10 protein-coding genes are annotated in these 11,860 nt (G+C 62.5%); 6 read left to right on the top strand and 4 right to left on the bottom strand.

What is annotated here, in order from left to right; genetic code table 11:
- Nucleotides 1-17: 17 nt before the first annotated feature.
- The 3 genes from MB901379_RS05285 to MB901379_RS05275 are packed head-to-tail and all read right to left on the bottom strand — an operon-like array spanning nucleotide 18 to nucleotide 2,799.
- Nucleotides 18-1,106: an adenosine deaminase gene (locus MB901379_RS05285; RefSeq protein ID WP_158015673.1), complete on the bottom strand. Its 1,089-nt coding sequence runs from the start codon at nucleotides 1,104-1,106 to the stop codon at nucleotides 18-20.
- The gene (locus tag MB901379_RS05280; RefSeq protein WP_158015672.1) at nucleotides 1,106-2,404 is read right to left on the bottom strand and encodes a thymidine phosphorylase; all 1,299 of its coding nucleotides are present in this window, start codon (nucleotides 2,402-2,404) and stop codon (nucleotides 1,106-1,108) included. The genes MB901379_RS05285 and MB901379_RS05280 overlap by 1 nt, the downstream gene beginning before the upstream one ends.
- Nucleotides 2,401-2,799, bottom strand: coding sequence for a cytidine deaminase (locus MB901379_RS05275; protein WP_158015671.1), 399 nt, complete (start codon nucleotides 2,797-2,799; stop codon nucleotides 2,401-2,403). Before MB901379_RS05275 ends, MB901379_RS05280 begins: the two co-directional genes overlap by 4 nt.
- 267 nt (nucleotides 2,800-3,066) lie before the next feature.
- On the opposite strand from MB901379_RS05275, the gene sdhC reads away from it, so the two are divergent.
- The 5 genes from sdhC to MB901379_RS05250 all read left to right on the top strand — a co-directional run bounded on the left by sdhC (nucleotide 3,067) and on the right by MB901379_RS05250 (nucleotide 9,248).
- Nucleotides 3,067-3,405, top strand: a complete 339-nt coding sequence (sdhC, locus tag MB901379_RS05270; protein WP_232022084.1) for a succinate dehydrogenase, cytochrome b556 subunit — start codon at nucleotides 3,067-3,069, stop codon at nucleotides 3,403-3,405.
- The gene (locus tag MB901379_RS05265) at nucleotides 3,402-3,869 is read left to right on the top strand and encodes a succinate dehydrogenase hydrophobic membrane anchor subunit (RefSeq protein WP_158015670.1); all 468 of its coding nucleotides are present in this window, start codon (nucleotides 3,402-3,404) and stop codon (nucleotides 3,867-3,869) included. The genes sdhC and MB901379_RS05265 overlap by 4 nt, the downstream gene beginning before the upstream one ends.
- 10 nt (nucleotides 3,870-3,879) lie before the next feature.
- On the top strand, nucleotides 3,880-5,688 hold the full coding sequence (gene sdhA, locus MB901379_RS05260) for a succinate dehydrogenase flavoprotein subunit (RefSeq protein ID WP_158015669.1): 1,809 nt from the start codon (nucleotides 3,880-3,882) through the stop codon (nucleotides 5,686-5,688).
- Nucleotides 5,688-6,491: a succinate dehydrogenase iron-sulfur subunit gene (locus tag MB901379_RS05255; RefSeq protein ID WP_158015668.1), complete on the top strand. Its 804-nt coding sequence runs from the start codon at nucleotides 5,688-5,690 to the stop codon at nucleotides 6,489-6,491. The genes sdhA and MB901379_RS05255 overlap by 1 nt, the downstream gene beginning before the upstream one ends.
- A gap of 1,065 nt (nucleotides 6,492-7,556) precedes the next feature.
- Nucleotides 7,557-9,248 (top strand): helix-turn-helix domain-containing protein, encoded by a 1,692-nt coding sequence (locus MB901379_RS05250; protein ID WP_158015667.1) that lies wholly within the window; start codon nucleotides 7,557-7,559, stop codon nucleotides 9,246-9,248.
- A gap of 117 nt (nucleotides 9,249-9,365) precedes the next feature.
- On the opposite strand, the gene MB901379_RS05245 is transcribed toward MB901379_RS05250, so the two are convergent.
- On the bottom strand, nucleotides 9,366-10,475 hold the full coding sequence (locus MB901379_RS05245) for an alpha/beta hydrolase (RefSeq protein ID WP_158015666.1): 1,110 nt from the start codon (nucleotides 10,473-10,475) through the stop codon (nucleotides 9,366-9,368).
- Nucleotides 10,476-11,202: 727 nt separating this feature from the next.
- On the opposite strand from MB901379_RS05245, the gene MB901379_RS05240 reads away from it, so the two are divergent.
- On the top strand, nucleotides 11,203-11,832 hold the full coding sequence (locus tag MB901379_RS05240; RefSeq protein ID WP_158015665.1) for a chorismate--pyruvate lyase family protein: 630 nt from the start codon (nucleotides 11,203-11,205) through the stop codon (nucleotides 11,830-11,832).
- The last annotated feature ends 28 nt before the right edge of the window (nucleotides 11,833-11,860 follow it).

Here is an 11,860-nt window from a genome sequence, read left to right as displayed (position 1 = left end):
AGCGAAGGTGTCCCGCGCTACCCGATGAGCACCGCAAACCGCGGCTTGATCACCTCGTCGATAATCTCCAAGCGCTCATCAAACGGAATGAACGCCGACTTCATGGCATTGATGGTGAACCGTTGAAGATCACTCCAGCCGTAGCCGAAGGCCCGCACCAACCGATGCATCTCCTTGCTCATCGACGTATCGCTCATCAGCCGGTTGTCGGTGTTGACAGTGACCCGAAAACGCGCGCGGGCCAACAAGTCGAACGGATGCTCGGCGATGCTTCTGACCGCGCCGGTCTGCACATTGGAACTGGGGCACAACTCCAGCGGAATTCGCTTGTCCCGCACTATCGCCGCTTGACTCCCTAGCCGGAAACCCCCGTCGGGGTCAACGTCAATGTCATCGACAATGCGCACACCGTGACCCAGCCGGTCGGCACCGCAGAATGCGATAGCTTCGTGGATGGACGGCAGTCCGAACGCCTCGCCAGCATGAATCGTGAAGCGCGCGTTGTTATCTCGCATGTACTCAAAAGCGTCGAGATGCCGGGTTGGCGGGTGGCCGGCCTCTGCGCCGGCGATATCAAAGCCGACCACCCCTTTGTCCCGGAACCGGATCGCCAGCTCTGCGATCGCTCGAGACACCGCGGCGTGGCGCATCGCGGTGACCAACAGCCGCACCTTGATGGGATTGCCGGCGGCCGCACAAGCCTTTTCGCCGGCGGCAAAACCCGACAGCACGGCATCGACGATGTCATCAAAGGACAATCCCCGGTCGATATGGAGCTCGGGAGCAAACCGTATCTCGGCATAGGCCACCGCATCGGCGGCCAGATCTTCTACACATTCGAACGCGACCCGGTGCAAAGCATCGGGGGTCTGCATCACGGCTACGGTGTGCGAGAACGGCTCCAGATAACGCTCCAACGAGCCACTGTGCGACTGGGTGCGAAACCATTCGGTCAACCCATCGGCGTCGGTAGCGGGCAGCCGGTCGTAGCCGATCTGCTCGGCGATGTCCAATACGGTGGCCGGGCGCAGCCCGCCGTCGAGGTGATCGTGCAGCAGGGCCTTGGGCGCTTGCCTGATCGCCTCCAGGGTCGGCGTTGCGGTCATCAGACGATCCGATCGAAGATGAGTGGCCGCGGCGGCGGCGAATTGTCCCCGACACTCCAGCCATCGTCCAGTGCCGCCAACGCCGCGCTGAAACGCTCCGGCGTTTCGGTGTACAGCGTGAATACCGGCTCACCGGACACAACCGCGTCACCCGGTCGGCGATGGATCCGAACACCCGCACCGTGTTGCACTCGCGCGCCCGGTCGGGTCCTGCCCGCGCCGAGCCGCCATGCCGCCAGCCCCACTGCCATCGCGTCGATGTTGCCCATTGTGCCGCCCCGATGAGCCGTGACGGTTTCCGAACACCGACCAATTGGCAACGGTTTCGCCAAATCGCCGCCCTGGGCGGCGATCAACCGCCGGAACCGGTCCATCGCGGTGCCGTCACGCAAGGTGTCCGCCGGGTCACGGCCGTCGATCCCGGCCAGCTCGAGCATCTCGCCGGCGAGCCGCAAGGTCAGCTGGACCACGTCGGCGGGTCCACCGCCGGCGAGCACTTCCAGCGCCTCCGCGACCTCCAGCGCGTTGCCGATGGTGGCGCCTAGCGGACAGTTCATGTTCGTCAACAACGCGCTGGTGGGCACCCCGTGGGCAGCACCCAGCGCAACCATAGTGTGGGCAAGTTCACGCGCCGGCGCTTCGGTCTTCATGAAGGCACCCGAGCCGACCTTGACGTCCAGCACCAGGGCGCCGGCACCCTCGGCCAGCTTCTTGCTCATGATCGAGCTGGCGATCAACGGCAGGGATTCCACGGTGGCGGTGACATCGCGCAACGCATACAGCTTGGCATCCGCCGGTGCCAGCTCACCGGCGGCGAAAATCGCCGCCCCGACGTCGCAAAGCTGTTCTCGTACCGTCTGGTTGGCCAGGTTGGCGGTAAACCCGGTGATTGACTCCAGCTTGTCCAGGGTGCCGCCGGTATGGCCGAGTCCATGGCCCGATGCCTGCGGCACCGCACCACCGCAAGCGACAACGACGGGCACCAACGGCAGGGTGATTTTGTCGCCTACGCCGCCGGTGGAGTGCTTGTCCACAGTCACCAGGGGCTGCCCGTTCGCGCGCAGGTCCGTGAAATCCATGCGCGGACCCGACGCCAACATGGCCCACGTCCACCTGGCGAGCTCGCCACGGTCCATGCCCCGCAAGACGATCGCCATCAACAGGGCCGACATTTGCTCGGGAGCTACCCGACCGTCGGTGTAGGCCTCAATGACCCAGTCGATGGCGGCGTCGGATAACCGGCCACCGTCGCGCTTGGTGGCAATCACCGTCGGTGGGTCGAAGTCGAGATCGGTCATGAAGGTTCCCTGGTGAGGTCGGCGTGGAAGGCGTCTGGCAGCAGCTCACCAAGCCGACGGGGTCCCCCCGGATGATCGACCAATAGCTCGGTGCCGCCGTGTTCTAGCAGCACCTGACGACACCGCCCACAGGGCATCAGCAACGAGCCGGCATCGTCGACACATGACAATGCGACCAACCGGCCGCCGCCGCTGGCATACAGAGCACATACCACACCGCATTCGGCACACAGGCCCAGACCGTAGGAGACATTCTCCACATTGCAGCCGGTGACCACCCGGCCGTCGTCGGCTAGCGCCGCGGCACCCACCGGAAACCGCGAATAAGGCGCGTAGGCTCCAGCCGCAGCCTGAGTTGCTTTGTTCCGCAGCACTTTCCAATCGACATCAGGCATTCTCGACCCCGCTCGGCAATCGGCTGACTTAGGAAAGCCACCTTAATCCTGGCACAACACTTGATCTCGATCGGACTGTCCGGTACCGCCAGCAACCTGGTCAAGATAAGCTCGATTGCCCGGCAGGAGCCTGGAAGGGGTCGGCAGAAGGTGAGCACAACAGCAACTACCGCGGATCCGGCGGGGCCCAATACCGGGCCCAAGAAACCGTCCGGAACATTGCGCAAACGGCGACCTCCGCGGACCCTATACCGGGGTGATCCCGGCATGTGGTCGTGGGTACTGCAGCGCATCACCGGCGCAACGATCTTCTTCTTTCTGTTCGTCCACGTATTGGACACCGCCCTGGTGCGGGTGAGCCCGCAGGCCTACAACTCGGTGATCGATACGTACAAGACGCCGATCGTTGGCCTGATGGAATTCGGACTCGTGGTGGCGGTGTCCTATCACGCGCTCAACGGCATCCGGATCATCTTGATCGACTTCTGGTCGCAGGGGCCGCGTTACCAGCGACTGATGTTGGTGATCGTCGCGGTGGCCTGGCTGTTGATCCTGGTACCGGCGGCGGTGGTGCTGGGTATCCACATGGCGGAGCACTTCCTATGAGTGCCCCCGACCTCCAGCTGGCTCGGGGCCGGCTCGCCCCGGTGCGCCAGCGCAGCCACGACCGACCCGCCAGCCTGGACAATCCGCGTTCTCCGCGACGCCGTGCCGGCATGCCGAACTTCGAGAAATTCGCGTGGCTGTTCATGCGTTTTTCCGGCGTCGTGTTGGTGTTTTTGGCACTGGGACACTTGTTCATTGGGTTGATGTGGGAGAACGGGGTCTACCGCATCGACTTCAACTACGTCGCACAGCGCTGGGCGTCACCGTTCTGGCAGACCTGGGACCTGCTGCTGCTGTGGCTCGCCCAACTGCATGGCGGCAACGGCCTGCGCGTCATCATCGACGACTACAGCCGCAAAGACTCCACCCGGTTCTGGCTGAACTCGCTACTAGTGGTGTCCATCGTGTTCACGCTGATCTTGGGGACCTACGTGCTATTGACATTCGACGCAAACATCTCCTGAGGGGCGACAGGTGATTCAGCAACACCGATACGACGTGGTGATCGTCGGCGCGGGCGGCGCCGGCATGCGGGCAGCGGTAGAGGCGGGACCGCAGGTACGGACGGCAGTGCTGACCAAGCTGTATCCCACCCGTAGCCACACCGGCGCCGCGCAGGGCGGCATGTGCGCCGCGCTGGCCAACGTCGAGGACGACAACTGGGAATGGCACACGTTCGACACCGTCAAAGGCGGCGACTATCTGGCCGACCAGGACGCGGTCGAGATCATGTGCAAGGAAGCCATCGACGCGGTGCTCGACCTGGAAAAGATGGGCATGCCATTCAACCGCACCCCCGAGGGCCGCATCGACCAGCGCCGCTTCGGCGGGCACACCCGCGACCACGGCAAGGCCCCGGTACGTCGCGCGTGCTACGCGGCCGACCGCACCGGCCATATGATCCTGCAGACGCTCTACCAGAACTGCGTCAAACACGACGTCGAGTTCTTCAACGAGTTTTACGCGCTCGACTTGGCACTCACCCAAACGCCCACCGGCCCGGTGGCCACCGGGGTCATCGCCTACGAATTGGCGACCGGCGATATTCATGTCTTTCACGCCAAGGCCATCGTGATCGCCACCGGCGGATCCGGGCGGATGTACAAGACCACCTCCAACGCACACACCCTGACCGGAGACGGCATCGGTATTGTCTTCCGAAAGGGACTTCCCCTGGAAGACATGGAGTTCCACCAGTTTCACCCGACCGGCCTGGCTGGCCTGGGCATCCTGATCTCCGAGGCCGTGCGCGGCGAGGGCGGTCGGCTGCTCAACGGAGAGGGCGAGCGCTTCATGGAACGCTACGCCCCGACCATCGTCGACCTGGCCCCCCGCGACATCGTCGCCCGCTCGATGGTGCTGGAAGTGCTAGAGGGCCGCGGTGCCGGCCCGCACAAGGACTACGTCTACATCGACGTCCGCCACCTGGGCGAGGACGTGCTGGAGGCCAAATTGCCCGACATCACCGAATTCGCGCGCACCTACCTCGGCGTGGACCCGGTTCATGAGCTGGTCCCGGTCTACCCGACCTGCCACTACGTGATGGGCGGCATTCCGACGACCGTCACCGGTCAGGTGCTGCGGGACAATACCCACACCGTCCCCGGCCTGTTCGCGGCCGGCGAGTGTGCCTGCGTGTCGGTGCACGGCGCCAATCGATTGGGCACCAATTCGCTGTTGGACATCAATGTCTTCGGCCGCCGTGCCGGCATCGCGGCGGCCCGCTACGCGCGGGGTCATGACTTCGTGGATTTGCCAGCGGACCCGGCCGCGATGGTGGTCAGCTGGGTGGGCGACATCCTTTCCGAGCACGGCAACGAGCGAGTCGCCGACATCCGCACCGCCCTGCAGCAGACCATGGACAACAATGCAGCGGTGTTCCGCACCGAGGAGACGCTCAAGCAGGCGCTCACCGACATCCATGCGCTCAAGGAGCGGTACTCGCGAATCACGGTGCACGATAAAGGGAAACGTTTCAACAGCGACCTGCTGGAGGCGATTGAGCTGGGCTTTTTGCTGGAGCTGGCGGAAGTCACGGTGGTGGGCGCCTTGAACCGCAAGGAGTCGCGCGGCGGTCACGCCCGTGAAGACTATCCCAACCGCGACGACGTCAACTACATGCGGCACACGATGGCCTATAAGGAAATTGGGGCCGACAAGGAAATTGGGGCCGACAAGGAAATTGGGGCCGACAAGGAACGCGCCGAGCTGCTCAGCGACATCAGGCTGGACTTCAAGCCCGTCGTGCAGACCCGCTACGAGCCGAAGGAGCGGAAGTACTAATGGGTAAGTCGGCAGTCGAACCACAGGTGGAGACCTCGTTGGAGCCACCGTTGCCACCGGTGCCGGAAGGCGCGGTGATGGTGACGGTGAAGATCGCCCGCTTCAACCCGGACGACCCGGAGGCTTTCGCCGCGACCGGTGGCTGGCAGAGCTTCCGGGTACCGTGCCTGCCCAGCGACCGGCTGCTGAACCTGCTGATCTACATCAAAGGCTATTTGGACGGAACACTCACCTTCCGGCGCTCCTGCGCCCACGGAGTGTGTGGCTCGGACGCCATGCGGATCAATGGGGTCAACCGACTGGCCTGCAAGGTGTTGATGCGTGACCTGCTGCCGAAAAAGCCGAACAAGCAGCTGACCATCACCGTCGAGCCGATCCGCGGGCTGCCCGTGGAAAAAGACCTGGTGGTCGACATGGAGCCGTTCTTCGACGCCTACCGCGCGGTAAAGCCGTACCTGATCACCAGCGGTAACCCGCCTACTCGGGAGCGGATCCAAAGCCCCACCGACCGCGCCCGCTACGACGACACCACCAAGTGCATCCTCTGCGCGTGCTGCACCACCAGCTGCCCGGTGTTCTGGAGCGAGGGCAGCTACTTCGGCCCGGCGGCGATCGTCAACGCACATCGCTTCATCTTCGACAGCCGCGACGAGGCCGCCGCCGAGCGGCTCGACATCCTCAACGAGGTCGACGGTGTGTGGCGCTGCCGAACCACCTTCAACTGCACCGAATCCTGCCCGCGCGGCATCGAAGTGACCAAGGCGATCCAGGAGGTCAAGCGGGCGCTGATGTTCTCACGCTGAGCGTGAGCAATCACCAATCCCGTTCGCGCGCCGCACCCCCGGCGATCCCGGGGGCCGCTGCTGGGCAAGACCTACCGCGGGTCGATCCCATATCACACAACCCTTGAATATTGACAATTGTCACCAATGCTCTATAGTGACAAACGTCAACTACGGAAGGAGCGTCGTGATCACCAGTGATCGGCCTGGGACCAGGACATATGTTGACCACCGCACGAAGGCCGGCGCCGATAGCGAGGCCGTTCGAACTTGCAGCGGGCCGCCGAATAGGCGTCCCAGCAAGTTGCCAGCAGACTCACAGCAGTTTAGTAACTGTCGCATACTTGTAGCACAACGTAGTCACTCGTAGCGTCCCTCTAACAATTATTTTGGCGGAAAATGCGCGGGCTGTGTAAACACCGGTCGCGGGGTCTCCATGCCGGTCTTCTCAGTCGACAAGTGTAATTCTATAAATGCAAATGGTAACCAAATTCAGGTGCCGACATTACCTCGACAGCTGACGAGACCGATACGCATTAACTTGGCCGACGACACAGCTCGGAGCAGAAGATGGTCGGATCGCTACGACGCCGGGGATGGCCAGAGCTTTGGGGCGCACAGAGGCGCACCAGACCCTAGCGGCGCCAAGGAAATTGGTTCCGCTGGACAGACGAAGAGGTTCGGACCGAAGCGGATGCGAAGTTCGGCTTCTTGAAGCTAGACAGATCGGCAGTGCTCGACAGAGCGGCCGAGAAGTCTCTCTGAAGACACCTAAATAGCCATCGCGCTCGAACGGCCGAGGAAAATATCTGGAGGTCACTTGGATCAATAATAGAAAAACTAAATAAGAGGAATTTCCACACTCCGCAGTGAGAGGCCTCCTGGTGAGGGTCAAGAAGTGACGATCACTCATCTCGCTGGGGAAAGCATGGGGCGGCGTAAAGGCCTTTCAACGCTTGCGGAGTGTCCCGCCGGCAAAGTCCGTGAGCCAATCACGCTTACAGATCGAGTCTTTGCTCAGCATTCAGGCTTTACCCGGTTGCCAGTCGCCAGTAACGCAGCCGGTAGCACCCAGGAGGATAGATCATGGCCGCCCCGCTCACCCACTATCCCGAGTCTTCAACCGACATCCAGGGATTGAAGATTCGCGACCTTCTTGACGAACCACTGATGCGCGGCGCCCGCGTAATAGCCGGCACCGATCGGCTAGACCTGGAATTGACCTGGCTGCTGCCCCTGGCAGAGGTGGCCAGCAGGGCAGACTCGCTTGATGGCGTTGCCCTATATGCACGTCCGGAAGCCTTACTTGCCAACGGTGCCGCGTTAGATACGCTGACCATTCGAGGAGCGACCGCCCTGGTGGTGGACGGCCCGGCACCGGAAGAGTTTATGCACCACCAATTCTCTGACGAGCTGGTAGTTATCGAGATGTCCTCGCGCGTCGGCTTCGGAGCCCTCAATCGGCTGCTGGCGGAGCGCACCCTGAACCACGAACTGCAGATGATGCGCTACGCGATGCGGGTGCGAGCCTCCTTGGCGGAGCTGTTCCACCGGGGTGCCGGGTTGCAGATGCTCACCCGCGAGGTCTGCCACCTCGCCCGCAATCCGGCGATGGCGCTAAACGCCCGGGGACAAGTCGCTGCCCATTGCGGGCTGGGCGGCCGCACCCTCGAGGCGCTGTCAAAGTCGGTTCCCCAGGCGTTGGCGGCCGGCGTGCCCGCCTCACAGCGGGCAGCCATGCAGCACACCAGGGTGGATCGGGTGGCCGGTCCGGACGGCAGTACCTGGACATGCATTGCTAGTCAGATCAACCTGGGCAAGACCTCCCACGGTTGGTTGGCGATCCTGGTCCCGTTCTCCATCCTGGATGCGCGCGACCTGGCCTCACACCGAGTCCTCGCCGAGCAGGCCACCGCAATCATCGGATCAGAGATGCTGCGCTTGCAAAGCGTGGACGAGGCCGAGGAACGCGCACGCGGTGACTTCATCGAGGCACTGTTGCACGGCCGGTTCTCCAGCGACCACGACCTACAGGCCCGCGCCGACCACCACGAGATTGATATCAATTCGTCGTTTGGCGTGTTCGTTGCCCACGGCGTATTGCCGGAGCCGACAGACAATCCGGCGACCGGCATGCTACGACTGGCGCGCCACGCCGCGAACATCTGCGCACAGCCGTCATCGCGCGCCGACGCGACCGTCATCGGCGACGTCATTGTCGTGCTGCGCACTCTGAGCCAAGCCGACGACGTGGACCTGTCACCAGAGATGGACGACTTCGCGCAGGCCATGTGCCAGGCACTCGAGCAACGATGCGGAGCCCCGGTGGCCGTCACCTACGGGCGAGTAGCGCACGGCGCCCGCGAAATTCGCAACAGCTACAGCCAAGCCCGCATCACCCTGGGCCTGGCTCGTCAGCTCGGGCGTAGTGGCGTTAGCTCCTACCGAGACCTGCGCAGCTTCACCGTGCTGGCCGAACTCACCGACACTGAACACGGGCAACAGCTAATCGAGCAGTTCGTCGAGCCGTTGCGAACCGGGCCCAATCTGCTGGAAACCGTGACCAGCTACCTCACCCACGGCGGCAATGTCTGCCTGGCCGCCCGTGCGCTCAGCGTCCATCGCAACACGATGCTGGCCAAACTCGACCGCATCTCGCGCACCATCGATCTCGACATCCGCGAACCAGAAAACCAATTCACCCTCTGGCTAGCGATCCGGCTCAGCATGCTGGCGAACGCCCGAACGACCGCCAATCGGGAAGCAACCTTTGGCTGAGGCTCATGCTCAGCAGTGACCAGGCGCTGGCTGCCGTCGTGGGGTTGGCAGCTTGGGCGGACACCTGAGGCGCGAAAGCAGACTCGGCCGGCACGCTCGGTCGGCCTCGCGATTGGTCTAGCGACAAGATTCTGCGGCCGCGACCGTTTCTGTGCCGCGCCCCGGCGTGGCCCGTCGAATGTATTCCGCGATCTGCCGCAACGAACGCGCGGCTTCGGGCACCATCGGCGCGGCAACCTGGAAATCATGAATCTGGCCGGGCCAGATCCGCAGCTCGACGGGGACGCCAACCTGCGCCAGCTTGCGCGCGGCCAGTCGAGCATCATGCAGCAGAGCTTCGGCGCCCGAGACGTGAATCAGGGTGGGGGGTAAACCAGCTTCGATATGCGCCAAGGGCTCGTAGAGTTCTTCAGGCTCACCGTCGACGCTGTGGTTGGCGGCGGCACCGGCCGCGACCTCGCGCAGAGCATCAAACGCACGTGCCGAAAACATCGTGTCCACCCCGTTGTTGAGATGCCACAGTTTGGGCCTGCTGGCTAGCTGCAGCAACGGCGAGATGGCCACGAGTGCCGCTGGTCTCTCGTTTTGCCGCTGCAGTCGCTGCGCGAGAGTGAGGGCCAGATAGCCACCCGCAGAATCACCGGCCAGAACGATCTGGTCCGGATTGAACCCGTGCGCCCGTAACCACCGGTAGGCATCGTGACAATCGTCAACCGCCATGGCGATCGAGTGTTTGGGGAGTAGTCGATAGTTGACTATCAGGACGGGCGCGTCGGCGTGTCTTGAGAGCGTGTTGACCAGGTGTTTGTGTGAATTAGCTCCGCCCATCAGAAATGCACCACCGTGCATGTAGAGCACCACCCTGCGATTGCCGCTCGCAGGTGTTACCCCGGGCGCATGTACCAACTGGGCGGTGGCGTGCGGCAACTTGATGTTGACGCGAGTGGAGCCAGAGGCCTGTGGCAGCGCCCGGCACGCGAATTCGATCACCCCCCAGGGCCATGCGACATGCGGGGCATAGCTGCCCACCGACACAATCGGCCTGATCGTCATTAAAGATGCGAATGCCATCAATCGGCCGGCAATACTGGGTCCCCGCTCCACGAACTTCGCCGGAGTTCTATTGTTGAGCGCAAATCCGTCGGCATAGCGTCGAAACGTGCTGGCGATTTCTATTTCATCACTAGTTGTCCCCGGTGGTTCGGACACTAGACTTAGTGCGGTCATGATCGACACTCCTGGGTCGTTGCGGCAAAAAGCAATTCCGTCGAACGGAATTCCAAAGGCCCGTTCGCTGTCCGCAAGAGAGAAACTTTATTGTGATTTCTACCCGTATCCGGGCCAGAGTGAAATGGTCACGATGGCCAAGCCTTCGCGTCCCTGTGGGTCAGCTTGCACAACACGTTTCAGAACACCTGGTTGCCTGCGGACAACTTTTCAGCTGGCCGCGGCAGTTCCGCCGATCACCCCGAGCTCTCGCACCGGCGATGGCACGTGTGTGGCCGAACTTCATTCGCCCACAGTACATCCGACGCGCGAGCACGCTTACCGGACAACGGCCAGGCAGCACGCGGGTCTGTGGTACCGGAGCACGAGTGCATCGCCGCTTTGGGTTTGCGCCCCGACCCCCGAGCCCGGTCCCGTAGGCCACCACTCGGCGCAACCGGGTGTCAACGTGCAGTCTGCTGCGCGAGAACCATTCGAGGAGTGCTGGGTGACCATGGCAAACGAACTTGTAGTGCACTAACTTGCTGGCGTACCGACGATAAATCGAAATATGAATGAGAGTCGAATTCATTGGAAATTCATATCGATCGGTCGCGCACTCGGGCGCGTAGCACACGACCAGACGGGTTACCGGGATAGGACATCACGCCAGCGGATTCCAGTTACCACGGCTGAGCCAAAGCATTTCCGGCATATTGTTGATTTCCATTATCGCAAGGGGACCACCATGACCGTCAACAGCGCTCAACTCCTGCCTTCTAACGCCCCTGTCGCGGTGCCGGCCTGCGCCGATCACGACGCCCCGGGACCCGTCACACACGGCGAACCCTCGCAGCGATGCCTCTTGTCTGAACAAGAAATCAGAGCCTTCAGTCGCGACCTTCGAATTCTCCTGGCCACCAACGGCACTCTCACCAGGATCCTAAGTGTGCTAATTGATGAAGAAGTCGCGGTACGGGTACTCGAGCAAACAATCGAGACCAGGTCACCCGAATTGCCGCAGTTCGAGGCATTTGGCGATAGCCGAGTACTTCGACGCAAGGTAATCCTCGAAGGCAAGGTTTCCGAAAGGCCGTTCGTCGCGGCGGACTCATCGATCGCGATAGACCTCTTACCGTCTTCCGTCGAGGCAAACCTGAAGCAAACCAAGCGCCCAATTGGGGAGATCATGGCGAGCAGCCACCTCGAACTGTTTAAGGAAAAGCCGGAATTCTGGATGGGCGATACGCCCGGTTGGGCGGTGCCTGCAATGAACCATGCCTTGCGTCAGAAAACCGTTGGCCGTCGCTACCGGATGATCATCGAAGGCCAGCCGGCCGTGGTGGTCTCCGAGTACTTCCCACTCGATCTTTTCTAGGCCGATTAGCCGGGCGGGGTCATCCGAT

It is taken from the genome of Mycobacterium basiliense, from assembly GCF_900292015.1.
GTDB lineage: Bacteria > Actinomycetota > Actinomycetes > Mycobacteriales > Mycobacteriaceae > Mycobacterium > Mycobacterium basiliense.
The sequence above is the reverse complement of the archived record's forward strand: the minus strand, read 5'-3'. Positions and strand labels throughout refer to the sequence as shown.